This is a genomic window from Lentzea roselyniae (genome assembly GCF_039537795.1).
Lineage (GTDB): Bacteria > Actinomycetota > Actinomycetes > Mycobacteriales > Pseudonocardiaceae > Lentzea > Lentzea atacamensis.
Genome location: NZ_BAABBE010000015.1, coordinates 62,944 through 86,437, shown reverse-complemented (window position 1 = coordinate 86,437; position 23,494 = coordinate 62,944). Strand labels below are relative to the sequence as shown.

The 23,494-nt window shown below is 69.2% G+C and carries 23 protein-coding genes; 10 read left to right on the top strand and 13 right to left on the bottom strand.

The genetic code is table 11. The features are described from left to right. Positions 1 to 9: 9 nt before the first annotated feature. On the bottom strand, positions 10 to 1,491 hold the full coding sequence (locus ABFX45_RS26345) for a CoA-acylating methylmalonate-semialdehyde dehydrogenase (RefSeq protein ID WP_346132603.1): 1,482 nt from the start codon (positions 1,489 to 1,491) through the stop codon (positions 10 to 12). Next, the gene (locus ABFX45_RS26340) at positions 1,488 to 2,771 is read right to left on the bottom strand and encodes an aspartate aminotransferase family protein (protein WP_346132601.1); all 1,284 of its coding nucleotides are present in this window, start codon (positions 2,769 to 2,771) and stop codon (positions 1,488 to 1,490) included. The genes ABFX45_RS26345 and ABFX45_RS26340 overlap by 4 nt, the downstream gene beginning before the upstream one ends. A 108-nt stretch (positions 2,772 to 2,879) precedes the next feature. Here ABFX45_RS26340 and ABFX45_RS26335 point away from each other — a divergent pair, with 108 nt between their 5' ends. Then, positions 2,880 to 4,472: a PucR family transcriptional regulator gene (locus ABFX45_RS26335; RefSeq protein WP_346132599.1), complete on the top strand. Its 1,593-nt coding sequence runs from the start codon at positions 2,880 to 2,882 to the stop codon at positions 4,470 to 4,472. Positions 4,473 to 4,501: 29 nt separating this feature from the next. Here ABFX45_RS26335 and ABFX45_RS26330 read toward each other — a convergent pair whose 3' ends face one another. Next, a complete protein-coding gene (locus ABFX45_RS26330; RefSeq protein WP_112231577.1) occupies positions 4,502 to 4,948 on the bottom strand; it encodes a hypothetical protein in 447 nt (148 codons plus the stop codon). 205 nt (positions 4,949 to 5,153) lie between these two features. Between ABFX45_RS26330 and ABFX45_RS26325 the strand changes: the two genes are divergently transcribed. The 8 genes from ABFX45_RS26325 (at position 5,154) to ABFX45_RS26290 (ending at position 12,587) form a co-directional block, all read left to right on the top strand. After that, positions 5,154 to 5,786 carry a MerR family transcriptional regulator gene (locus tag ABFX45_RS26325; RefSeq protein ID WP_346132745.1) on the top strand — a complete coding sequence of 211 codons (633 nt, stop codon included), beginning with the start codon at positions 5,154 to 5,156 and terminating at the stop codon, positions 5,784 to 5,786. 80 nt (positions 5,787 to 5,866) lie between these two features. Then, the gene (locus ABFX45_RS26320; protein WP_346132597.1) at positions 5,867 to 6,520 is read left to right on the top strand and encodes a hypothetical protein; all 654 of its coding nucleotides are present in this window, start codon (positions 5,867 to 5,869) and stop codon (positions 6,518 to 6,520) included. Between the two features lie 10 nt (positions 6,521 to 6,530). Continuing rightward, positions 6,531 to 7,139: a class I SAM-dependent methyltransferase gene (locus ABFX45_RS26315; RefSeq protein ID WP_112231573.1), complete on the top strand. Its 609-nt coding sequence runs from the start codon at positions 6,531 to 6,533 to the stop codon at positions 7,137 to 7,139. 51 nt (positions 7,140 to 7,190) lie between these two features. Further along, positions 7,191 to 7,688, top strand: a complete 498-nt coding sequence (locus tag ABFX45_RS26310; protein WP_346132595.1) for an RDD family protein — start codon at positions 7,191 to 7,193, stop codon at positions 7,686 to 7,688. 168 nt (positions 7,689 to 7,856) lie between these two features. Next, on the top strand, positions 7,857 to 9,362 hold the full coding sequence (locus ABFX45_RS26305) for an NCS1 family nucleobase:cation symporter-1 (RefSeq protein ID WP_346132593.1): 1,506 nt from the start codon (positions 7,857 to 7,859) through the stop codon (positions 9,360 to 9,362). Continuing rightward, entirely contained in the window at positions 9,359 to 10,201 is an 843-nt protein-coding gene (locus ABFX45_RS26300) for a nitrilase-related carbon-nitrogen hydrolase (RefSeq protein WP_109637808.1), read from the top strand. The genes ABFX45_RS26305 and ABFX45_RS26300 overlap by 4 nt, the downstream gene beginning before the upstream one ends. Then, complete coding sequence (gene hydA, locus ABFX45_RS26295; protein WP_109637807.1) at positions 10,198 to 11,583, top strand: dihydropyrimidinase; 1,386 nt, start codon at positions 10,198 to 10,200, stop codon at positions 11,581 to 11,583. The genes ABFX45_RS26300 and hydA overlap by 4 nt, the downstream gene beginning before the upstream one ends. A gap of 11 nt (positions 11,584 to 11,594) precedes the next feature. Continuing rightward, a complete protein-coding gene (locus ABFX45_RS26290; RefSeq protein ID WP_346132590.1) occupies positions 11,595 to 12,587 on the top strand; it encodes a TIGR03842 family LLM class F420-dependent oxidoreductase in 993 nt (330 codons plus the stop codon). Between the two features lie 45 nt (positions 12,588 to 12,632). On the opposite strand, the gene ABFX45_RS26285 is transcribed toward ABFX45_RS26290, so the two are convergent. Then, a complete protein-coding gene (locus ABFX45_RS26285) occupies positions 12,633 to 13,124 on the bottom strand; it encodes a hypothetical protein (RefSeq protein WP_346132588.1) in 492 nt (163 codons plus the stop codon). Positions 13,125 to 13,183: 59 nt separating this feature from the next. Between ABFX45_RS26285 and ABFX45_RS26280 the strand changes: the two genes are divergently transcribed. Continuing rightward, complete coding sequence (locus ABFX45_RS26280) at positions 13,184 to 15,262, top strand: tetratricopeptide repeat protein (protein ID WP_346132586.1); 2,079 nt, start codon at positions 13,184 to 13,186, stop codon at positions 15,260 to 15,262. Positions 15,263 to 15,292: 30 nt separating this feature from the next. On the opposite strand, the gene ABFX45_RS26275 is transcribed toward ABFX45_RS26280, so the two are convergent. The 9 genes from ABFX45_RS26275 to thrS form a co-directional block, all read right to left on the bottom strand. Continuing rightward, positions 15,293 to 15,715 carry a hypothetical protein gene (locus tag ABFX45_RS26275; protein ID WP_346132584.1) on the bottom strand — a complete coding sequence of 141 codons (423 nt, stop codon included), beginning with the start codon at positions 15,713 to 15,715 and terminating at the stop codon, positions 15,293 to 15,295. A gap of 122 nt (positions 15,716 to 15,837) precedes the next feature. Next, positions 15,838 to 16,788 carry an NUDIX hydrolase gene (locus ABFX45_RS26270; protein WP_346132582.1) on the bottom strand — a complete coding sequence of 317 codons (951 nt, stop codon included), beginning with the start codon at positions 16,786 to 16,788 and terminating at the stop codon, positions 15,838 to 15,840. Further along, positions 16,785 to 17,897: a glycosyltransferase family 4 protein gene (locus ABFX45_RS26265; RefSeq protein ID WP_346132580.1), complete on the bottom strand. Its 1,113-nt coding sequence runs from the start codon at positions 17,895 to 17,897 to the stop codon at positions 16,785 to 16,787. Before ABFX45_RS26265 ends, ABFX45_RS26270 begins: the two co-directional genes overlap by 4 nt. Next, a complete protein-coding gene (locus tag ABFX45_RS26260; protein WP_109637800.1) occupies positions 17,894 to 18,796 on the bottom strand; it encodes a phosphatidylinositol mannoside acyltransferase in 903 nt (300 codons plus the stop codon). The genes ABFX45_RS26265 and ABFX45_RS26260 overlap by 4 nt, the downstream gene beginning before the upstream one ends. After that, positions 18,793 to 19,395, bottom strand: coding sequence for a phosphatidylinositol phosphate synthase (gene pgsA, locus ABFX45_RS26255; RefSeq protein WP_346132577.1), 603 nt, complete (start codon positions 19,393 to 19,395; stop codon positions 18,793 to 18,795). The genes ABFX45_RS26260 and pgsA overlap by 4 nt, the downstream gene beginning before the upstream one ends. 157 nt (positions 19,396 to 19,552) lie before the next feature. Continuing rightward, on the bottom strand, positions 19,553 to 20,392 hold the full coding sequence (locus ABFX45_RS26250) for a helix-turn-helix domain-containing protein (protein WP_109637798.1): 840 nt from the start codon (positions 20,390 to 20,392) through the stop codon (positions 19,553 to 19,555). Between the two features lie 294 nt (positions 20,393 to 20,686). After that, on the bottom strand, positions 20,687 to 20,866 hold the full coding sequence (locus ABFX45_RS26245) for a hypothetical protein (RefSeq protein WP_346132575.1): 180 nt from the start codon (positions 20,864 to 20,866) through the stop codon (positions 20,687 to 20,689). Positions 20,867 to 20,914: 48 nt separating this feature from the next. Next, positions 20,915 to 21,463, bottom strand: a complete 549-nt coding sequence (locus ABFX45_RS26240; RefSeq protein WP_428834189.1) for an HIT family protein — start codon at positions 21,461 to 21,463, stop codon at positions 20,915 to 20,917. Continuing rightward, positions 21,460 to 23,466, bottom strand: a complete 2,007-nt coding sequence (thrS, locus tag ABFX45_RS26235) for a threonine--tRNA ligase (RefSeq protein ID WP_109637795.1) — start codon at positions 23,464 to 23,466, stop codon at positions 21,460 to 21,462. The genes ABFX45_RS26240 and thrS overlap by 4 nt, the downstream gene beginning before the upstream one ends. Between the last annotated feature and the right edge of the window lie 28 nt (positions 23,467 to 23,494).

Here is a 23,494-nt window from a genome sequence, read left to right as displayed (position 1 = left end):
CACCGTTCCTCAGGTGTTCTGCGGGAATCCCAGGTTCACGCCTCCGTGCGACGGGTCCAGCCAGCGGGAGGTGATCACCTTGGAACGGGTGAAGAAGTGCACGCCGTGCGGGCCGTACGCGTGCGAGTCGCCGAACAGCGATTCCTTCCAGCCGCCGAACGAGTAGTAGGCCACCGGCACGGGGATCGGCACGTTCACGCCGACCATGCCGACCTCGATCTCGTTCTGGAACCGGCGGGCGGCACCGCCGTCATTGGTGAAGATGGCGGTGCCGTTGCCGTACCGGTTGCTGTTCACCAGCTCGACGGCTTCCTCGTACGAGTCGCAGCGCACCACCGACAGCACCGGCCCGAAGATCTCGTCGGTGTAGATCGTCATGTCCGTGCCGACGTGGTCGAACAGCGTCGGCCCGAGCCAGAACCCGCTCGCGTCGCCGTCGATCGGGTGGTTGCGGCCGTCCACGACGAGCGAGGCGCCCGCCTCGACGCCGGCGTCCAAATAGGACGTGACCTTGTCCCGGTGCGCGCCGGTGACGAGCGGGCCCATCTCGCACGACGGCCCGGAACCCACCTGCACGTCGGCGATCCTGGACTTGATCTTGGAGACCAGCTCGTCGCCGACCGGGCCGACGGCCACGACCACCGAGATGGCCATGCACCGCTCCCCCGCCGAGCCGAAGCCGGCGGACACCGCGGCGTCCGCGGCGAGGTCGAGGTCGGCGTCGGGCAGCACGACCATGTGGTTCTTGGCGCCGCCCAGGGCCTGCACGCGCTTGCCGTGCGCGGTGCCGGTCTCGTAGACGTATCGGGCGATCGGCGTGGAACCGACGAACGAGATCGCCTTCACCACCGGGTGCTCCAGCAGCCGATCCACGGCCACCTTGTCGCCGTGCACGACGTTCAGCACGCCGTCGGGCAGCCCGGCCTCCGCGAACAGCTCGGCGATGAAGATCGACGCAGACGGGTCCTTCTCCGACGGCTTGAGCACCACCGCGTTGCCGCAGGCGATCGCCGTCGGCACGAACCACAGCGGCACCATCGCCGGGAAGTTGAACGGCGAGATCACGCCGACCACGCCGACCGGCTGCTGGATCGAGTAGACGTCCACGCGCGTCGAGGCGTTCTCGCTGAACCCGCCCTTGAGCAGCTGCGGGATCCCGCACGCGTACTCGACGGACTCCAGCGCGCGCTGGATCTCGCCGCCCGCGTCCGACACCACCTTGCCGTGCTCCGCCGAGACGATCGCGGCGAGATCACCCTTGCGCGCGTTCAGCAGCTCGCGGAACTTGAACATCACCGTCGAGCGCTGCGCCAGCGAGGCGTTGCGCCACGACGCAAACGCTTCCGCGGCCGCGGAGACGGCGGCGTCCACTTCGGACACCGAGGCGAACGCGACCTGGTTCGCCACCTTGCCGGTCGCGGGGTCGTAGACGTCACCGGCGCGTTCAGGGGCGTCTTCCCAGTGCTTGCCGTTGATCCAGTGCTTGATCATGCGCGCTCCACCGCCTGAGCGAGGACGCCCAGCGCCTCCTCGGCCTCGTCCTCCGTCAGCGTCATCGGGGGCGCCAGCCGGATCACGTTGCCGTACAGGCCGCCCTTGCCGACGAGCAGCCCGCGCGCCTTCGACTCGTTGAGCACCGTCGTCGCGGCACCGGGGTTCGGCTCGCCCTCCGGCCCGACGAACTCGATGCCGATCATCAGGCCCTTGCCCCGCACGTCACCGATGACCGGGTGCTTCTCCGCGAGCTCGCGCAACCCGCCGAGCAGCCGCGAACCGAGCTTGGCCGCGTTGGCCTGCAGGTCGTGGTCCAGCAGGTAGTTCACGGTGGCCAGCGCACCCGCGGTCGAGACGGGGTTGCCGCCGAACGTGGAGATCGAGTTGGCGTTGATCACGTCCATCAGGTCGCCGCGGGCGACGACGCCGCCGATCGCAAGGCCGTTGCCGAGACCCTTGGCGAACGTCATCGCGTCCGGCACCACGTCGTGCGCCTGGATGCCCCAGAAGTGCTCGCCGGTGCGGCCCCAGCCGGTCTGCACCTCGTCGGAGATGAAGAGGATGCCGTACTCGTCGAGGACGTCCATGAACGCGCGGAACAGGCCGTCGGGCGGCGAGGTGAACCCGCCGACGCCCTGGATCGGCTCGGCGATCATGCACGCGACGTCGCCGGACGTGGTGGTCTCGATGATCTCGCGCAGGTCGTCGACGCAGGCCTTGATGTACTCCTTGTCGTCCATCGCTTTGAACGGGCTGCGGTAGCGGTAGCCGCCGTGCACCCAGCTGACCTTGATCGGTGACAGCGCGGACGCGGACCAGCCGCGGTTGCCCGTGATGGCGATCGTGGCGAACGCCCGGCCGTGGTAGCTGTTGCGCAGGGCCAGCACCTGTTCGCTGCGGCGGGCCTGCGTGGCGAGCATCAGCGCGGTCTCGTTGGCCTCGGTGCCCGAGTTCGTGAAGAAGACCTTGGCGTCGGGAATGCCCGACAGCTCGGCGATCTTCTCGGCGAGCTCGATCTGGTTCTTGATCAGGTACAGCGTCGAGCTGTGCAGCACGCCGGTGTCGAGCTGGGAGCGGATCGCGTCGCTGATCTCCGCGACGTCGTAGCCGATGGCGTTGGTCAGGATGCCCGCGAAGAAGTCCAGGTAGGTCGTGCCCTCGCGGTCGGTCACCCGGCGCCCGCTGGCGCTCGCGATCTCGATGGGCTCGTCGTAGTAGAGGGCCAGCCACTTCGGCATGACCGCGCGGTGTCGTGCCAGCAGCTCTTTGTGGGCCATCACGTCCTCCAGGGGTCTTACGCCTGTCCTCGGAGTCTGCTGTGGCGCCCGGTTCGCCGCCATGCACAACCTGTACCCGGATCAGCTGGTTGGCATTACGTTGTGTCCATGTATCCGACTGTCGCCGAAGTGGTCGCTCTCCCGGTGATCCGGCAGGGAAAGCCGCGCTTGGTGGCTGGATCGGCCGGACTGTCGCGACGGGTCCGCTGGGTGCATGTGGCGGAGATCGCAGACATCGCGCCACTGCTGCGCGGAGGCGAGCTGGTGCTCACGACCGGCGTGATGCTGCCCGAGTCCGGCCTCGCCCGGTACATCGAGGAGCTCGCTGCCGTCGGCTGCGCAGGGCTGGTCATCGAGCTGGGCCGGCGCTGGCGCGACGATGTGCCGGCGGCGCTGGTCACCGCGGCGGAACGACACGGGTTACCGCTGGTCACGCTGTCCGAGGAGACGAAGTACGTGGCCGTGACCGAGGCGGTCGTCGGCCTGATCGTGGACGCCCAGCTGGCCGAGCTGCGGGCCGCGGAACAGGTGCACGAGACGTTCACCGCGCTGACCGTGGCCGGTGCCGAGCCCGCCGAGGTGCTGCGCGAGGTGGCGCGGACGTCCGGGCTGCCCGTCGTGCTGGAGACGCTGGGCCACGACGTGCTGGCCTACGACGCGGCGGGCCACGATCCTGTTCTGCTGCTCGACGACTGGGCGGCGCGCTCGCGGGCGGTCACGGTGACCGAGCGGACCGCGTACCACTCCGGGTCCGGCTGGCTGATCACGATCGTCGGGGCACGCGGCGCGGACTGGGGACGGTTGGTCCTGGTGTCGCCGGAGCCGCCGCCGCACCGGCACGTGGTCGTCGCGGAGCGGGCGGCTTCCGCGCTCGCCGTGCACCGGCTCGTGGCGCGTGACCGGGAGTCGCTCGAACGGCAGACCCACCGAACTCTGCTGGCCCAGCTCCTCGGCCAGTCCCCGCAGGCACCCGATCTCGGCGCTCGCGCGGCGGCGCTGGGGGTGCCGCTGGAACGGCGGCAGCTGATCGGCGTGGCGATCCGGCCCGTGTCCGTGCAGCTCGGGCAAACGCTTGCGACACAAGAGGTCCTGCGCGATCTGGCGGAGGCGACGGCGCTGGCGGGACGGCGGGTGACCGTCGCGGCGCTGGTCGGCGTCGTGGACGACACGTCGGTGCGCGCGCTGCTGTCGGTGCCGATGACCGTGGGGGTGGAAGGGGTCCTGCGCAAGGTCGCGCGCGAGATCCACCGCACGGCGGCGTCGACCGTGGTGATCGCCGTGGGCACGACCGTGACGTCCACAACGGACGTTCGCCGCTCGCTGGGCGAGGCCGCCCACGTGGCCGGTGCGGCGTTGCGGGCACCGGGATCCCAGCTCTACCACCGGTTGGACGACGTGCGGCTGCGAGGGCTGCTGCACCTGCTGCGCGAGGACGAGCGGGTGCGGGCGTTCGCGGACCGCGAGCTGGGGCCGTTGCTGGCGCGCGATTCCGCTCAGGGTTCGCGGCTGGTCGAGCTGTTGCGGTGCCTGTGCGAGAACGGCGGCAACAAGTCGGCGGCGGCGGTGGCGGCCCACCTCTCCCGCACCGCCTACTACCAGCAGCTGGCGCGGATCGAGCAGGTCCTGGGCGTGTCGCTGGAGGACCCGGAATCAGTGCTGTCGCTGTACGTAGCTCTGTTGGTGCACGAAATGGGCCCGTGACGAGCACGAGCCCATTTTCAGCGTGACACTCAGCCGTTGATCGTCGGCAGCGTGCCCGACAGGACGTTCGGGTTCGGCACGACGCCGTTGGTGGGCAGGTCGGAGAGGCTCGGGGCCTTCAGGCCGCCGACCTGCGCGTTGCCGACCAGCCCCTCGGCGTTCGGCAGCGCCGGGAGGGTGCCGAGCTCGGCCGCGAGCGGGTTCGGCACGCTGCGCTCCTGCGCGGCCGGAACCCTGGGGGCGACGGGGGTCTGCACGTCGCCGGCGACCGGCGCCTGGATGTGGCCGAGCTGCAGCCCGCCCACGGAGTCGAGCGGGTTGGCGTGCTTCGTGGCGTCGAGCAGCTTGTCCGCGCCGACCTCGGGAACGCCACCGCCCAGGGCGGGCGCCTCGACGGCGCTGGCCGAGCCCGCGAGCAGCGGGGCGGCACCAGCGGCGAGCAGAGCGGCGGCACGGAACAGTCCGGAACGAGACACAGTTTTCCTCAATCTGGTTTTGGGGGGACCGATCTTCGTATTCATCGGCTGGTTTGGTTCGCCGGTTGATCCGCTCGATCGGGTGTTGAGGACTTGAACCTCGCGCGACGGGAGGTCCTACGGTCGTCGTGTGACCCGTTGAAGCATTGGTGACCTGGCCAAAGCAAGCGGGCTGACCGTCCGCACGCTCTACCACTAAGACGAGATCGGCCTTGTCGTCGCGTCCGAGCGCACGGCATCCGGTCACCGTCGGTACACCCCGGAGGACGTTCGCCACCTCTATCAGGTGAGATCGCTGCGGCAGCTAGGCCTTTCCCTGGAAAGAATCCGATCGGCACTGTCCCGATCGGACTCGCTGCGCCCGATCTTCGAGGCGCAACTCGCCGCTCTGACCACGCAGGCCCGGCAGGTGGAGACACTGCGGTCGCGGATCGCCGCGCTGCTCGACGGGCACACCGCAGAGTCACTTCTGTCCACTTTGGAGTTGATGTCCGTGTACGAGAGCTACTTCACCGCCGACCAGCTGGCCGACCTGCGCTCCAGGGCAGCCGAGCTGGGCACGGAGGCCGTCGAGGGCCTGAAGGCGTCGTGGCTGGAGCTGGTCGGGCAGCTGCGCCGGCACATGGCCGACGGCACGCCCGCCACCGACCCGCGCGTCGCCGAGCTGTCGCGGCGGTGGGACGCGCTCGGCGCGAAGTTCACCGGGGGCGACCCGGCGATCCAGGCGGCGGCGCAGCGGTCGTGGGAGGAGAACAGGTCCGCGATCAGCACGCAGATCGAGTGGCCTGAGGACGACGGCCTGGTGGACTACGTGAACCAGGCACGCGCCGCCCGGTGACCCGTGAGTCGCCAAACGTTTCGCCGCAAACGCTGGTCCCCTAGGATTGCGGCTTCCCTCCACGAGCACGGGGACCTCGCGTGACGCAACCGCCCTCGCCGGACCAGTCGCCTGATGTCCGGAACAGCATCGAGAACAGCACCGCGACCGGGCCGGTCTTCCAGGCCGGATCGGTCCAAGGCGGGCTGCACTACTACAACGTGACCACGCCTGCTCCGCAGCCCACCGCCTACGTCGTTCACCCCGGCCCCGTCCGGCAGCCCTCGCGGGTCTGGCCGCACATCGGCAGGTGGTTCGTGGCGCTGCTCCCGTTGCTGATCTGCTCCACCGCGATCGCCGCCGCCGCCGACGCGGTCGCGGCGGGAACGAACATCGCGGTACGGCGCCTCATCGACGTCGCGATCCTCGTGCTGGGCGGCACCGTGATCGTCTTCTGGTCCGGGGTGTCCGGCCGGCGCGTCGTGCACCTGCTCCACCACGTTCTCGGCAAGGCGACGCCGAGCACCCTCATCGCACTGTCGACCAACGCGCTCGCCGTCCTGACCGGGTGCGCGTCCGCGCTGTGGCTGTTCGGGTTCACCACCGAACTGTTCGCAGACCCCGGCGATCCGCGCAGCCGCGGCGCCAACGGGGCCCTGGTGTTCCTCGCGTTCTTCGCCGTGCTCACCGGACGACTGATCGCGCTGCGCAAGCGTGGACTCAATTCACAGGTGGGTTCGGCGCAGACTCGGTAGAACTGGGGGTATGTCCGCTGATGACGATGCCCGCCGACTCCAGACCGCCAACCCGACCGGCTGGTTCGAAGACCTCTACGCGGAGGCCGAGGCCGGCAAGGCCTCCGTCCCGTGGGACCAGCCCCATCCGCAACCGCACCTCGTCGAGTGGGCTTCCGGTACCGACGGCGCCGGTCGGCGCGCGCTGGTCGTGGGCTGCGGCTACGGCCGCGACGCGGAGTTCCTCGCCTCCCTCGGCTACGACGTGGTCGCGTTCGACATCTCCCCCACCGGCATCGCCACCGTCCGGGCGCGCTACCCGGAGTCGAAGGTGGAGTACGTCGTCGCCGACCTGCTCGACCCGCCCGCCGAGTGGCACCACGCGTTCGACCTGGTCGTGGAGAACATGACCGTGCAGGCACTTCCCGTCGACCTGCACGCCCGGGCGATCGAACGCGTGGCCTGGCTGACCGGGTCGACGCTGCTGGTGCTCGCCGTGGCGCGAGACGAGGGCCCCGCCCCGGACGGCCCGCCCTGGCCGCTCACGCCGTCGGAGATCGAGGCGTTCGCCTGCGACGGCCTGACCGCGCGCTCGATCCGGCGCGATCACCCCAGGTGGGTGGCTGAGTTCGTGCGTTAACTGGCCATGAACTGGCCACTTATGACCGACTTCTGCCGCATAGCGTGAATCATGCTCGTTCGTCGGCTGCTCGCCCGCCTGCTCGACTGGCTCCTGGTGCTGGTCGTGGCGTGGCCGTTGGCCCACGAACCCGTGCTGGTGGTGCTCGGCGCAGCCGCGTACGACGCTCTGCTGCTGCGCTGGAACACCCTCGGCAAGGCCCTGACAGGTCTGCGGGTGGTGGGCCCCGCGTCCGGCCTCAGCCTCAGACGGGCGCTGGCCCGCACGCTCATCACGACCGCCCTCCCAGGCGGGGGCGTGGTGCTCGTGCTGACCGGTCTGGGCTGGCGGGAGCCGGCGCTGATGGCGGGCCTCGGCTGGCAACAGCCGTGGGTCGTCATCGGCGAGCGCGTCGGCACGGGGTCTGCGGGGTGGCTCGCCCCGCTTCTACTGGTGGGAGGGCTCGTGCTGCTCGTGCTGTCCGCGGTGGAGTCGCTGGATCTGCGCGGGACCCGGACGTGGCACGACCGCAAGGCGGGCACGGCGGTCATCGTGGCATCGCACCGGTGACCCGCGCCGCGGCGCATCTCTCCCGCACCGAATCGGAACACAATGTGCGCCGATCATGACAAGCGTGGACACTCTGACACTGCCAGTCCTGCGGCAGCGCACCCAGGATTCCGGGATGGAAACCGACCGCGTTGGCGTTGTTTCAGCAGCGTAACAGGGGGTTGAACGATGGCAGTCGAGTCCTCACCACCCCAGGTCACACCTGATGGCCGCGTCGAACTGAGCGACGTGCGTCCCATCGAGGACAGCAGGTTCTTCAACCCCGAGCTCGCGCCCGTGCCGATCAAGCAGCGGACGTGGACGACCTACAACTTCTTCGCGCTGTGGATGGGCATGGCCACCAACATCCCCAGCTACCTGCTCGCCGCCGGGCTCGTCGCGATCGGGATGAACTGGCTGCAGGCCTTCCTCACCATCACCCTCGGCAACATCATCGTGCTGGTGCCGATGTTGCTGAACAGCCACGCCGGTACCAAGTACGGCATCCCCTTCCCCGTGTTCGCGCGGGCGTTCTACGGCATTCGCGGGGCCAACCTCGCGGCGTTGCTGAGGGCGTTCATCGCGTGCGGCTGGTTCGGCATCCAGACGTGGGTGGGCGGACAGGCCATCCACATCATCGTCGGGAAGCTCGCGGGGACGGGGTGGAGCGCGGCTCCGCAGGTGCTGGGGCAGCCGTGGACGCTGTGGCTGAGCTTCCTCGCGTTCTGGGCGCTGCAGATGGTGATCATCTGGCGCGGCATGGAAGCGGTGCGCGTGCTGGAGAACTGGGCGGCTCCGCTGGTGGCCGTCGGCCTGGTCGCGCTGGCCGCGTGGGTCCTGACGCGGGCCGGCGGCTTCGGCCCGATCTTCTCGGAGCCGTCGAAGCTGGGCTGGGGCGTCGACTTCTGGAAGGTGTTCGCGCCCTCGTTGATGGGCATGATCGCCTTCTGGGCGACGCTGTCACTGAACATGCCGGACTTCACGCGGTTCGGCGGCGACCAGCGCAAGCAGGCCTGGGGACAGATCCTGGGGCTGCCGACCACGATGTCGTTCATCGCGCTGCTGTCGGTGATCACCACGTCGGGCACGATCGTGGTGTACGGGGAGGCGATCTGGGACCCGGTCGCGCTGACGGCCAAGTTCGACAACCCCGTCGCGGTGATCATCGGACTGGTGATGGTCATCCTCGCCACCATCTCGACCAACCTCGCGGCGAACGTCGTGAGCCCGTCCTACGACTTCTCCAATGCCGTGCCGAAGCTCATCAGCTTCCGGGTCGGCGGACTGATCACCGGCGTGCTGGGCATCGCGATCATGCCGTGGCGGCTGATCTCCGACCCTCGGGTCTACATCTTCGCCTGGCTCGGCTTCTACGGCGGTGTGCTCGCCGCCGTGGCGGGCGTTCTCGTCGCCGGGTACTGGGTGAGGTCGCGCACCCGGCTGGAGCTGGCGGACCTCTATCTGGAACGCGGGCGCTACTGGTTCAGCGGCGGCTGGAACTGGCGCGCTGTCGCGGCGACGCTCGTGGGCAGCGTGCTCGCGGTCGGTGGTGCCTACGGCGGGCCCTTCCCCGCCGACGGGCTGATTCCGTTTCTCAAGCCGCTCTACGACTACAACTGGGTGGTCGGTTTCGTCGCCGGCCTCCTGGTTTTCCTTGCTCTCAAGGAGAACACCGCAAAGGAGAAGACCAGGTGAGCAACATCATCCGAGCGGCGCTCGTCCAGCAGAAGTGGACGGGCGACAAGGAGTCGATGATCGCGAACGCGGTCGAGCACATCCGCAGCGCCGCTTCTCAGGGCGCGCAGGTGTTGTGTCTCCAGGAGCTCTTCTACGGCCCCTACTTCTGCCAGGTGCAGGACGCGGACTTCTACTCCTACACCGAGGGCATTCCGGACGGCCCCACGACGGAGCTGATGAAGGAAGTAGCCGCGCAGAACAACATTGTGCTGATCGTGCCGATGTACGAGCAGGAGCAGCCGGGCGTCTACTACAACACCGCGGCTGTGATCGACGCGGACGGCACGTACCTCGGCAAGTACCGCAAGAACCACATCCCGCAGGTCAAGGGGTTCTGGGAGAAGTTCTACTTCAAGCCGGGCAACCTCGGTTACCCCGTGTTCGACACCGCGGTCGGCCGGATCGGCGTGTACATCTGCTACGAGCGCCACTTCCCGGAGGGCTGGCGCGCGCTCGGCCTGGCCGGGGCGAAGATCGTGTTCAACCCGTCGGCGACCTCGCGGTCGCTGAGCGAGTACCTGTGGCGGCTGGAGCAGCCCGCCGCGGCCGTCGCGAACGAGTACTTCGTCGGCGCGATCAACCGCGTTGGCGTGGAACCGTTGGGCGACAACGAGTTCTACGGGCAGACGTACTTCGTCAGCCCGCGCGGCCAGCTGGTCGGTGACGCGGCGTCCGACACCGAGGAAGAGCTCGTGGTGCGCGACCTCGACATGGACCTGCTGACCCAGGTCCGCGACACCTGGGCGTTCTACCGCGACCGCCGCCCCGACACCTACGAGGGTCTGGTGACGCCGTGAGCACACTGATCCGCAACGGCCTGGTCATCAACGCGACCGGCTCGCACGCCGCCGACGTGCTGATCGACGGCGAGCACATCGCCGCCCTGGTGACGCCGGGCTTCGAGGTGCAGGCCGACGAGGTCGTCGACGCGGCGGGGAAGTACGTCATCCCCGGCGGCATCGACGTGCACACCCACATGGAGATGCCGTTCGGCGGCACGCAGTCCGCGGATACCTTCGAGACCGGCACGACCGCGGCGGCGTGGGGCGGGACCACCACGATCGTCGACTTCGCCGTGCAGCCCAAGGGCAGCTCCCTGCTGTCCACTCTGGACAAGTGGCACAGCAAGGCCGACGGCAACTGCGCCATCGACTACGGCTTCCACATGATCATCTCCGACGTGACCGACGAGTCGCTGAAGGAGATGGAGTCCTGCATCGCGGCCGGCGTGAACAGCTTCAAGATGTTCATGGCCTACCCCGGCGTCTTCTACGCCACGGACGGCGAGATCCTGCGCGCCATGCAGAAGGCCCGCGAGACCGGCGCCACGATCATGATGCACGCGGAGAACGGCATCGCGATCGACCAGCTCGTCGCCCAGGCGCTGGCCAACGGCCTGGGCGATCCGGTCCAGCACGGCCTGACCCGCCCGCCGGAGCTGGAGGGCGAGGCCACGTCCCGCGCCATCCAGCTGGCCAAGGTGACCGGTTCTCCGTTGTACATCGTGCACCTGTCCGCCGCGCAGGCGCTTGACGCGGTGACGGCCGCACGGGACACGGGCCAGAACGTGTTCGCCGAGACGTGCCCGCAGTACCTCTACCTGTCACTGGAGGACCTCGCCAGGCCGGGCTTCGAGGGTGCGAAGTACGTGGCGTCGCCTCCGTTGCGCCCCAAGGAACACCAGTCGTCGCTGTGGCGGGGCCTGCGGACGAACGACCTCTCGGTGGTCAGCACCGACCACTGCCCGTTCTGCTTCAAGGACCAGAAGCAGCTGGGCCTCGGCGACTTCTCCAAGATCCCCAACGGCATGCCGGGCGTCGAGCACCGCGTCGACCTGCTGCACCAGGGCGTGGTGAAGGGCGAGATCACCCGCGAGCGCTGGGTGGAGATCGCCTCGACCACCCCGGCACGCATGTTCGGCATGTACCCGCGCAAGGGCGTGATCGCTCCGGGTGCCGACGCCGACGTCGTGATCTACGACCCGGCGGCGACGCAGACCATCTCGTCGGAGACCCACCACATGGCCGTGGACTACTCGGCCTACGAGGGTTTCGAGGTGACGGGCAAGGTCGACACCGTGTTCTCGCGAGGCCGCAAGGTGATCGCGGACGGTGCCTACCACGGCTCGACGGGCCACGGCCGCTTCGTGTCCCGCGACCTCAACCAGTACCTGGTCTAGGAAGGATCATCGTGGACTTCGGCATCGTGCTGCAGACCGACCCGCCGGCGCGGGACGTGGTGGACGGCCTCCGCGCCGCCGAGGACTGCGGCTTCCGCTACGGCTGGACGTTCGACTCCTGCGTGCTGTGGCAGGAGCCGTTCGTCATCTACTCCCAGGTGCTCGCGGCCACCCGTGACCTGATCATCGGCCCCATGGTCACCAATCCGTCCACTCGGGACTGGTCGGTGACGGCGTCGCTGTTCGCCACGCTCAACGACATGTTCGGCAACCGCACGGTCTGCGGCATCGGCCGGGGCGACTCGGCCCGCCGCGTGATCGGCCAGAAACCCGCGTCCCTGTCGACGCTGGGCACCGCGATGCACGTGATCAAGGAACTGGCCGAGGGCCGCGAGGTCGAGCATCACGGCACGCCGGTGCGGATCCCGTGGGTGCGCAACGGAAAGCTCGAGATCTGGATGGCCGCCTACGGTCCGAAGGCGCTGAAGATGGTCGGCGAGCAGGCCGACGGCTTCATCCTGCAGACCGCCGACCCGGACATCGCCCGCTGGACCATCGGTTCCGTCCGGGAGGCTGCCACCGCCGCGGGCCGGGATCCGTCGTCCATCACGATGTGCGTGGCCGCACCCGCCTACGTCGGAACTGATCTCCCCCATCAGCGGGATCAGTTGCGCTGGTTCGGCGGCATGGTCGGCAACCACGTGGCGGACCTCGTCGCGCGGTACGGCGACTCCGGCGTCGTCCCCAAGGCCCTCACCGACTACATCAAGGACCGCGAGGGCTACGACTACTCCCACCACGGCAAGGCGGGCAACCGCTCGACCGACTTCGTGCCGGACGCGATCGTGGACCGGTTCTGCCTGGTCGGTCCCGAGTCCGCGCACATCGAGCGGCTGCAGGAGCTGAAGGAGATCGGCGTCGACAACTTCGCGCTCTACCTGATGCACGACGAGAAGGACAAGACCCGCGACGCCTACGGCTCCGCGATCATCCCAGCCGTGTAGCAGATCGGGGAGGGCGGGCGAACCACGCGTGCCCTCCCCACCGGCTCAGCCGCACGAGGTCTCGCGGCGGAAGTCCTCCGGCGCCATGTTCTTCTGCCGGTACGTCACCTTCCCGCCGGATAGATCGTCCAGCGTGAAGTCGAGGTACAGGGCCAGGTCACCGTGCAGCACGATGCGCGCGACGAGGATCTGGCCCGGCTGCGGCTGCTGGAACGGAACCCGGTCCACCGCGCCGGACGGTGTTTCACCGACGACGAACTGCTTGAGGTCCACGGGTGGCGAGAAGCCCACGTGCCACAGCCGCGGGTCACCGTCGTCGAAGATCTGCTCCCTCGGGGCCACGACCTCCGCGGTAACCACCGGCAGCGGCTGACAGCTCGTGTAGACGATCTCCACCTGCCCGGATTCGGTGAGGCGCACCGCGATGGGGTCGTACGGCGCCTGCGGGACGCACCCGCCGACGAGCAGGCCCAGCGCCACGACAGCGGCGACGAGGTTCCTCATCGGCAACCAGTGCTCCTTCCCCCGGTCAGCCACGCTAGTGCCCTCCTCCGATTCGGAGGACACGTTCGATCGGACTCGGCCAGAATGATCTGATGCCTGACGAGGTCGAGCCGCTGTCCGTGCAGAACACCGTCCACGGCGACGTGCTCGGTGACAACGTGCAGATCGGCTACATCGCCGGCGACTTCACCCTGCACCAGCACTCGGCCACGCGGCCTCCCGCGGAGTTGCCGCTCCAGATCGGTGTGGTGCCACAGCGCACGGCGTCCTTCCAGGCAAGGCCCGGCCTGACCCCGTCGCGGACCACGGTCCTGTCCGGCATGGGCGGCGTCGGCAAAACCCAGCTGGCAGCCGACCTCGCCCAGCGGATGTGGTCAGGGCGCGAGGTGAACCTGCTGGTCTGGGTCACCGCGGGCACGCGGGAAGCCGTCGTGTCCGCGTACGCCGAGGCGGCGGCCGAGCTCACCGGGCGCGACGACCTCGGACCGGAGAAGGGCGCGCGCAGGCTGCTGGAGTGGCTGGCGCGCACCGAGGAGCCGTGGCTCGTCGTGCTCGACGACCTCCAGGATCCCGCCGATCTCGCCGGGCTGTGGCCGCCGGGGGACGGGCTGGTGCTGGTCACGACCCGGCGCCGGGACGCGGCCCTGCTGGGAGACGGGCGGCAGGTCGTCGACGTCGGTGTCTTCAGCGAGCACGAGGGACTGACCTATCTGCAGGCCGTGCTCGGCGGTCAGCCCACGTTGCTCCACGGCGCGGCCGAAGTGGTGCGCGCGTTGGGAAGCTTGCCGCTGGCACTGGCCCAGGCGGGTGCGTACATGCTCGACGCGCATCTGTCGTGCGCGGACTACGTTGCCCGGCTGGGGAAGCTCCGCCGTGGGAACGCCGCGGACGAACACCTGACCACCATCGCCGCCACCTGGTCGTTGTCGATGGAGCAGGCGGAGACGCTGAGGCCGCGCAAGGTCGCAGGGCTGCTGCTCGACATCGCGAGTGTCCTGAGCCCCAACGGCATTCCGCTCGACGTGCTCACCGGACCGTCCGTGCGGGAGTACCTCACCTCGCGCACCGGGTACCGGCTCGACGAGGCCGGCGTGCGGGACGTGCTCGCCGGCCTGCACCGGCTGAGCCTGGTCACCCTGGACGGCGGCGAGGCCCGGATCCACGCCCTGGTGCAGCAGGCCACGCGCGACACGTGGAACGTCAAGCAGGAGAAGAGGTCTGTGCGGGCCGCCGCCGACGCCCTCGTGGACGCCTGGCCGGCCTTGGAAAGCATGGACGAACGCGGGCAGGTGATCCGCGCCAACGCCACGGCTCTGGTGGCAGCGGGTGGCACACACCTGGAGGGACGCGACACCCATCTGCTGCCGTTCAAGCTGGGCAGCAGCCTCGGCCTGTGCGGACTCGTGGCCGAGGCCAGGGACCACTTCGAGCGGCTGTACCACTCGAGCGTCCAGAGCCTCGGCCCGTACAACTACTTCACGCTGATCCAGCTCAGCAGCCTCGCCAAGTGGCGCGGCCGATCCGGTGACACGGCCGGCGCCTTCGCCGACTACGACCGGTTCTTCGCCGCCGCGACACGGGTGCGCCGATCAGATCGCGCCGAGATGTTCGCCGATGTGATGCGGGCACGCCACGATCGCGCGCGCCTGCTCGCCGAGACCGGTGACCTGACCGGTGCCATCGCCGAGCTCGAACAGCTTCTCTCCACCCACGTCGAGCTGTTCGGGCCCGACGACCCCGACACGCTGGCCGTCCAGCACGACCTCACGAACCTCCGCGGCCAGGCCACCCCCGGCAGTCAGCCGGCGGAGTTCGAACGGCTGCTCACCGACCAGCTCCGGGTCTACGGACCTGATCACCCGCAGACCCTCGCCACCAGGCACAACCTGGCGTGTGAACGCGCGGAGTCCGGCGACGTGGCCGGTGGCCACGCCGAACTGCGGCAACTGCTCACCGACTCGACGCGCGTGCTCGGTGCCGACCACCCCAAAACGCTGTCGACCCGGTCCGTCCTCCTCGACTGCGTGGGTCACCTCGGCGATCCGGCACGTGCGGCGAGGGAGTTCGAGCAGCTGCTGGCCGATCGCCTGCGAGTGCTCGGCCCCGGCCATCCGGACGTGCAGGCCACCCTGGAGGGACTCGCCTTCTGGCGGCAACAGGCCGTGCTGTGAGCCGGGGACAACGCCCGGCTCACGACCTCGTCACGCCACGTTCGGGTTGCGGTAGGACTTGGCGTCGCACTCCGGGAAGAGCGTGTCGCGGCAGACGTAGATCACGATCACCCTGATGTTGAACGTGTCGCTCGCGCCGACGTTCGACCAGGACGTCTGCGTGTTGCAGCCGCCGTGCCAGAAGCGCTCAGTGCCGGTCCAGCGGTTGTCGACGTCGATGTACCAGAACACCGGCTGGTTGTCGCACGCGAGGTCCCGCAGGTAGGCCGTGCCGATGTTGAAGCTGCGCGCGCCCGTCCAGTTGATCGATCCCCAGGCGCGCGCGTGCTGCGTACCGACGTCGTTGGACTCGGTGACGCTGTAGCTCGTGGCGGCGAGCGCGGGCGAGGTGCCGATCCCGACCACGGCGACGACCGTCGCCAGCAGTGCCAGGGCCTTCGTGAACAAACGCACGTGTTACTCCTTCCGAGTGTCACCCATTTGGGTGACCGAAGGGATCATGCACCGTGCCCGACCAAGATCCAACAGCTCGGTTCGAATCGTGATCATCTGCACTGTCCACAAGCGACAGGAGATCAGCGGACCGTCCGGGTCTGGCCATCCCAGTCAGCGGTCAACGCAGGCAGGAGCTCGGCCAGCTGCACCGGGTACACGGTGTCCTCAGTGGACTCCAGCTCCTCGGCGCTCCACCACCGGTGGCCGGAGATGGTGCTCTCCTCGACGTCGTTGAAGCCCGAGGTGTCGATGGCCGGATCACCGTCGACGCGGGCGTGGAAGAACCACTCCTCCGCGTCGAACGTCTCGCCGTCGAAGCTGAACACCGCGCGGCGGCGCCACACCGGTCCGATCAACGCGTCCGGCGAGAGCTTGAGGCCCGTCTCCTCGAAGGCCTCGCGGAGGGCCGCGTCGCGCAGCTCCTCGCCGTCCTCCACGCCGCCGCCGACGGTGAACCAGAAGAGTTCCTGGGGGCGCGCCGGGTCGAAGCCCTGGAACAGCAGCACGCGACCCGACGGGTCCGTCAGCACCACACGCGCGGACGGCCGGGGCGTGAGCATCACGGCGTCGGAGGGCGCCGCGGGTTCGGCGATCTCGAAGTACGACGGCTGCGGCGCGGTGCCGGACAGGCGCAGCCAGCGGACGATGCGGCGGCGGCGCTGCAGGAGCGTGTCGCGGACGGCGTCGTTGTGGACGCGGCGGGCCAGCACGACGCGTTCCTCGGCGTCGGCGAGCTCGAACGCCAGCGCGGGAGCGAGCGCCGAGCGGTCCAGGGCGCCCAGCAGCCCGGAGAGCTCGTTCTCGGCCAGCTCGCGGTCGGCTCGTGACGCCGACTCGGCACGGGAGGCCGCCGCCGACAACGCCGGGTCGAGCAGAGCGCGCGTCACGACGGCGCGGCGGGCCAGGGCGGCGTCCAGGGCGGCCCAGGCGGCGTCGGTGCGGACGTGCAGGCGGTCCAGGCGGTTGGCGATGGAGATGATCCAGGCGGCCAGCAGCAGCGAGACGAGGACGACGACCAGCGCGGTGGTCATGCCTCGCCCACCCGGCGCGGGTCGGCGGCGATGGCCGTCTCGTAGACGCGCAGGACCTGGCTCGCGACGACGGACCAGTCGAAGGCCTGCACGCGCTGCGAGGCGAGGTCGACGTACTCGGCGCGCAGAGCGGAGTCGCGCAGCACGGAACGGAGCGCGTCGGCCAGGCCGGCCGCGTCGCCGACCGGGAACAGCACCCCGGCCTTGCCGTCGTCCAGCACGCGGCGGAACGCGTCGAGATCGCTCGCCACCACGGCGGTGCCCGCGGCCATGGCCTCGGTCAGGATGATGCCGAAGGACTCGCCGCCGGTGTTCGGGGCCACGTAGACGTCGCAGCTGCGCAGCATCCTGGCCTTCTCGGCGTCGTCGACCTGGCCGAGCAGATCGACCCGGTCGGCGTACGGCCCGTCGAACGACGTCTCGCCGCGGCCCACGACCAGCAGCCGCAGGTCCGGGAACTCGTCGGCGATGAGGCCGAACGCCTCCCACAGGATCGGCATGCCCTTGCGCGGCTCGTCGTAGCGGCCCACGAAGCCGATCGTGCCGCCGGGACGCGGATAGCCGTCCAAAGTGGACGCCGAGGCGAAGAAGTCGACGTCGACGCCGTTGGGGATCTCCACGGCGTCGCCGCCGAGGTGCTCGACCTGGACGCGGCGGGCCAGCGCGGACACGGCGATGCGGGCGGTGACCTTCTCCAGGAACGGCTGCAGCACGCCCTGGAACGCCGAGAGCATCTTGGAACGCGGGGTCGAGGTGTGGAACGTGGCGACGATCGGGCCGTCGGCGACCATCAGCGCCAGGAACGACAGCGACGGCGCGGTGGGCTCGTGCAGGTGCAGGACGTCGAACGAGTGCTCGTCGATCCAGCGGCGCACCCGCGCGTACGAGACCGGTCCGAAGGAAAGCCGGGCGACGGAACCGTTGTACGGGATGCCGACCGCACGGCCGGCCGAGGTGACGAACTCCGGCAGCGACTGGTCGTCGTCCGCGGGCGCCAGCACGTCGACCGTGTGCCCGAGCGAGATCAGGGCGCGCGCGAGGTCGACGACGTGGGCCTGCACTCCCCCTGGCACGTCGAAGGAGTACGGGCAGACGATCCCCACCTTCACCGCGAGAGCCTCCTGGAGAGGGCGGCACGGCGGCTTTCCGGCAGGTCGGCGAGCCAGAGCTGTTGCAGCATGTGCCAGTCCGCGGGGTGCGCTGCGATGTCGGCGGCGAACACGTCCGCGATGGCCTGCGTCGCGGCCGCGACGGTGCTGACCTTGATCGGCGGGTGGATCCGGAAGTGCCAGCCGTCCTGGGTGAACCAGCAGCCGACCGGGAGCAGCGCGGCCCCCGTCGTCATGGCCAGGTGCGCCGGACCGGCGGGCATCAGGGTCTGCTCGCCGAAGAACGTGACGGGGACACCGGTCGAGGTCAGGTCGCGGTCGGCGAGCAGGCAGACGACCTTGTTGGCGCGCAGCCGTTCGGCCAGCACCGTCGCGGGTGGACGGTCGCCGCCGTTGAGCGGCAGCACCTCGAAGCCGAGGGTTTCGCGGAACTCCACGAACTTGCGGTACAGCGACTCGGGCTTCAGCCGCTCGGCGACCGTCGTGAACGTGCCGGAGTGGCCAACGAGCCACACGCCGGCCATGTCCCAGTTGCCGCTGTGCGGGAGGGCCACGACCGCGCCGGTGCCCTCTTTCAGGGCCGCGTCGAGGTTCTCCTGGCCGGACACCTGCGAGTCGCACTTCTCGTAGACGGCGCGCAGGTCCATCGACGGCAGGCGGAACGCCTCGCACCAGTACCGCGCGTACGACCGGAGCGAGTCGCGCACCAGGTCGTCCAGCTCGTCCTCGCCCGCCTGCGGCACGACCCTGCGCAGGTTCGTGCGCAGCTGCTCGACGCTCGCACCACCGCGCTTGGCCGCGTAGTCCGCGCCGAGCCGGAACAGCGCGCGGGCCCACGACTGCGGCAACAGGCGGATGAGCCGCCACCCGGCGGTGTATCCGAGCGTCGCGAGGTTCACGCCGCCTCCCGCGCCGACTTCGCCACGGCGAGGACGCGCTGGATCACGGTGGCCACCGTCATGACCGCGAGCAGCCACAGCGAGATGTCCATGAGGTGCGGCACGCCGAGCCCCTGCACACCGGCGCCGACGAGGGCGACGATGAACCGCTCGGCGCGCTCGGCGAGGCCACCGTCGGCGCTGAGCCCGGACGCCTCGGCGCGCGCCTTCACGTAGGAGATCACCTGCGAGGCCACCAGGCAGATGAACCCGGCCGCGGCGGTCCAGGTGCTGCCACTGGCGAACGCGTACCAGGTGAGCGCGGCGAACAGGGCCCCGTCGGCGATGCGGTCGCAGGTGGCGTCGAGGACGGCGCCGAATTTCGTGGGCCCCTGGGCACGGGCCATCGCGCCGTCGATCAGGTCGAGCAGCACGAAGAACGTCACCAGCGCGCAGCCGAGGAACAGCTGCCCGCGGGGGATGAACCACAGTGCGCTCGCGACGGCGCCGACCGTGCCGATCACGGTGACGACGTTGGGCGTGAGGCCACGCGCCAGCAGCCACGCCCCGATCGGATCGGTGACGCGCGAGACGGACGCGCGAGCGAAGATGTTCAGCATGGCGTGTCGCAGCCTAGCTGGACTGCCGAAACGCGCTGCTCGCGGGTGAGGCGGCACCCGCGAAGAGGCTTCCAGCTTCCATCGCCGCGGCCCGGACGAGCCCACGGCGAGCACACGCACGCCTGAAGATGACCCCCGAGAGAATCCCCCGCCCCCTCTAGCCGAGCCTGCGGTGATCCTCCGCGATCCGTTTCAGCAACGCCTGCAGCTCCTCCCCGCGCACCGCCAGCCGCTCCAGCCTGCCGAACAGCGCGAGGTACTCCCGCACGTCCAGCGGGTCGGTGATGGTGGCGTTGCCGGTCAGCACGCTGACCGTGACGACGCGCTCGTCGTAGATCTGGAAACCGTGCAGTGCCACCACGTTCGCGTCGGCCGACCACGGTACGACGCCGAGGCGGACGTTCGGGCGGCGCTGGATCGCGGCCAGGTGCTCGACCTGTTCCGCCATCAGCTCCGCCGAGCCCATCCGCCAGCGCAGCGCGCTCTCGGTCAGCACGAACACGAACTGCTTCGCGAGGTCGTCCATCCGCGAGCGTCTGATGCGCAGAGCGGCTACGGCGGCCTCCTGTTCGGACTGCGGCATCGTCCCCAGCACGATCCGCAGGTAGGACTCGGACTGCAGCAACGAGGGCACCAGGTTGACCTGGAAGAACCTCGATGTCGCAGCGCGTGCCTCCACGCGGCTGATCGTCTGCTGGTGGCGGTGCGCCCCTCGGTGCAGCACGACGCGGCGGGTCTCCGCCTCCGCGTGCAGCGACCTGGCGAGTTCGACCAGTTCGATGCGCGTCTCCCTCGTCGCGGCCAGCTCGGCGACGAGACGCTCCACGTCCGTGACGGACGGGAGCAGCATGCCGTTCTCGATCTTCGACAGCTTGGACTGGCTCATCCCGGTGGCACGGGCGGTCGCCGTGCCGGTCATCTTCGCCTCGGTGCGCAACCGGCGTAACTCACGCGAAAGCCGTTCTCTTGCTAATCGCGAACGCTCAGGTGCGGTCATGTTCGCACCGTAACCATCTGTGCACGCTCAGACGATCGGCCATCGGCGGGGACTTGACTCACCCTTGACACCTCCAGGTGGGTGATCTCACCTACCTGGAATCGCTTTGCGCTGGCATTTCGTCTCGACCGGCTGACGAGAAACACCCGAAAGTTGCAACGATGCTATTCCGTGCGAGCTGGAAACCCGCCTGATTGTCCCGCCCGGACAACGTGGGTGGTTTTTGTCACTCTTTTGTCCAGGAATTGGTACGGCTTTCAATCACAGCACGTGTTCGCTAAACGCCGCGTTTAGTCAGACGGACTTACGTCCGCGCAATACCGCGCGCACACTGAATCCGATGGCACCGAAGATCAGCACGAAACCGATGAGCCCGAGACCGGGCGCGTCGTCGTGGTGGGCGTACATGATGGCGCCGACGCCCAGAGCGACGACGAGAACACAACCGACCAAGGGCAGCAGCAGTCGAGGCATGGATCGACTATCACTCACCATCTATCGAAAGTCAATAGGCAGCGATCGTCAGTCGACAGCCTTCCAACCCTTCGCCAGCAGCTCGCGGGTCTCCCCCAGCAGCTGCGGCAGCACCTTCGTGTGCCCGATGACCGGCATGAAGTTCGCGTCCCCGCCCCACCGCGGCACCACGTGCTGGTGCAGATGAGCGGCGATCCCCGCGCCCGCGACAAGACCCTGGTTCATGCCGATGTTGAACCCGTGCGGCGCCGCCACGTGCCGCGCCACCCGCATCGCCTTCTGCGTGAACGCGGCGAACTCCGCCGTCTCCGAGAGAGTCAGATCCGCGTAGTCCGGCACGTGCCGATACGGCAGCACCATCAGATGCCCCGGGTTGTACGGGTAGAGGTTCAAAACAGCGAAGACCTCGGCACCGCGCGCGATGATCAGACCCGCCGAGTCGTCCAACTCGACAACTCGGCAGAACGGGCAACCGGAAGGTTCGTCACCGTCGGCCTTGCCCTCACCGCGGACATAGGACATCCGGTGCGGGGTCCACAAACGCTGCAAAGCGTCGGGGACCCCCACACCGTCCTGTTCGGAAAACTCAGGCGTCACGAGAGCAGTTCCGCCGTGGGCGAGGCGTTCTCCCGGCGCTGCACCCACTCCACGATCTGCTCGACGGCGCGCTCGACCGGAACGCCGTTGATCTGCGTGCCGTCGCGGAACCGGAACGACACCGCGTTCGCCTCCACGTCCTTGGCGCCGGCCAGGAGCATGAACGGCACCTTCTGCATGGTGTGGTTGCGGATCTTCTTCTGCATGCGGTCGTCGGACGCGTCGACCTCGACCCGGATGCCCTTGCGCTTGAGCACGTCGCGCACCGCGAACAGGTGGTCGGCGTTCTCCGAGGTCACCGGGATACCCATGACCTGCACCGGAGCGAGCCACGCCGGGAACGCGCCCGCGTAGTGCTCGGTCAGCACGCCGAAGAACCGCTCCACCGAACCGAACAGCGCGCGGTGGATCATGACCGGACGCACCCGCGCGCCGTCCGGCCCGGTGTACTCGAGCTCGAACCGCTCCGGCAGGTTGAAGTCGAGCTGGATGGTCGACATCTGCCAGGTGCGGCCGAGCGCGTCACGGCACTGCACCGAGATCTTCGGGCCGTAGAACGCGGCGCCGCCGGGATCCGGCACGAGCTCCAGACCGGACTCGCGGGCCACCGACGCCAGCGTCTCGGTCGCCTCCTCCCAGATCTCGTCCGCACCCACGTACTTCTCGGGGTTCTTGGTCGAGAGCTCCAGGTAGAAGTCGTCCAGGCCGTAGTCGCGCAGCAGGTCCAGCACGAACGTCAGCAGCGACTTCAGCTCGTCGCGGATCTGGTCGCGGGTGCAGAAGATGTGCGCGTCGTCCTGCGTCATGCCGCGCACTCGGGTGAGACCGTGCACCACGCCGGACTTCTCGTAGCGGTACACCGAGCCGAACTCGAACATGCGCAACGGCAGCTCGCGGTACGAACGCCCGCGCGACTTGAAGATCAGGTCGTGGAACGGGCAGTTCATCGGCTTGAGGTAGTAGTCCTGGCCGGGCTTGCGGACCGTGCCGTCCTCGTTCAGCTCGGCGTCGAGGTGCATCGCCGGGTACATGCCGTCGCGGTACCAGTCGAGGTGGCCGGAGACCTCGAACAGGTTGCCCTTGGTGATGTGCGGCGAGTAGACGAACTCGTAGCCCGCCTCGACGTGCCGCTGCCGGGAGTAGTCCTCCATGGCCTTGCGGATCACGCCGCCCTTGGGGTGGAACACCGCGAGGCCGGAGCCGATCTCGTCGGGGAAGCTGAACAGGTCCAGCTCCACACCGAGCTTGCGGTGGTCGCGCCGCTCGGCCTCGGCCAGCCGCTCCAGGTACGCGTCCTGCGCCTCCTGCGACTCCCACGCGGTGCCGTAGATGCGCTGCAGCTGCGGGTTGTTCTCGTTGCCGCGCCAGTAGGCGGCGGCCACGCGGGTCAGCTTGAACGCCGGGATGTGCTTGGTGGTCGGCACGTGCGGGCCGCGGCACAGGTCGCCCCACACCTGCTCGCCCGAGCGCGGGTCGAGGTTGTCGTAGATGGTCAGCTCGCCGCCGCCGACCTCCATGACCTCGCTGGTGTCGACGTCGCTCTTGATGTCGACGAGCTCCAGCTTGAACGGCTCCTTCGCGAGCTCCTCCTTCGCGGCGTCGACCGACTCGACGACGCGGCGGGAGAACCGCTGCGAGGACTTGATGATCTGCTTCATGCGCTTCTCGAGCGCCTGCAGGTCCTCGGGGGTGAAGGGCTTGTCGACCTGGAAGTCGTAGTAGAAGCCGTCCTTCACGGGCGGGCCGATGCCGAGCTTGGCCTCGGGGAACTGCTGCTGCACCGCCTGGGCCAGCACGTGCGCGGCGGAGTGGCGGATGACGCTGCGGCCGTCCTCGGTGTCCGCGGCGACGGCCTCGACCTCGACGTCGACCTGCGGGGTCCACGACAGGTCGCGCAGGTGGCCCTCGGCGTCCTTCACGACGACGATCGCGTCGGAGCCCTTGCCGGGGAGGCCGGCCTCGCGCACGGCCGTGCCCGCCGTCGTCCCAGCCGGAACCACCACGCGCGGCGGGTTCTGGGCGACTGCTGGG

What these genes read in the sequence shown, in the direction of transcription:
- ABFX45_RS26280 (WP_346132586.1), top strand. Translation starts at nt 13,184, where the DNA reads ATGCCTGACGAGGTCGAGCCGCTGTCCGTGCAGAACACCGTCCACGGC.
- ABFX45_RS26305 (WP_346132593.1), top strand. Translation starts at nt 7,857, where the DNA reads ATGGCAGTCGAGTCCTCACCACCCCAGGTCACACCTGATGGCCGCGTC.
- pgsA (WP_346132577.1), bottom strand. Translation starts at nt 19,395, where the DNA reads ATGCTGAACATCTTCGCTCGCGCGTCCGTCTCGCGCGTCACCGATCCG.
- ABFX45_RS26315 (WP_112231573.1), top strand. Translation starts at nt 6,531, where the DNA reads ATGTCCGCTGATGACGATGCCCGCCGACTCCAGACCGCCAACCCGACC.
- ABFX45_RS26250 (WP_109637798.1), bottom strand. Translation starts at nt 20,392, where the DNA reads ATGACCGCACCTGAGCGTTCGCGATTAGCAAGAGAACGGCTTTCGCGT.
- ABFX45_RS26335 (WP_346132599.1), top strand. Translation starts at nt 2,880, where the DNA reads ATGTATCCGACTGTCGCCGAAGTGGTCGCTCTCCCGGTGATCCGGCAG.
- ABFX45_RS26310 (WP_346132595.1), top strand. Translation starts at nt 7,191, where the DNA reads ATGCTCGTTCGTCGGCTGCTCGCCCGCCTGCTCGACTGGCTCCTGGTG.
- ABFX45_RS26270 (WP_346132582.1), bottom strand. Translation starts at nt 16,788, where the DNA reads ATGACCACCGCGCTGGTCGTCGTCCTCGTCTCGCTGCTGCTGGCCGCC.
- ABFX45_RS26340 (WP_346132601.1), bottom strand. Translation starts at nt 2,771, where the DNA reads ATGGCCCACAAAGAGCTGCTGGCACGACACCGCGCGGTCATGCCGAAG.
- ABFX45_RS26245 (WP_346132575.1), bottom strand. Translation starts at nt 20,866, where the DNA reads ATGCCTCGACTGCTGCTGCCCTTGGTCGGTTGTGTTCTCGTCGTCGCT.
- ABFX45_RS26345 (WP_346132603.1), bottom strand. Translation starts at nt 1,491, where the DNA reads ATGATCAAGCACTGGATCAACGGCAAGCACTGGGAAGACGCCCCTGAA.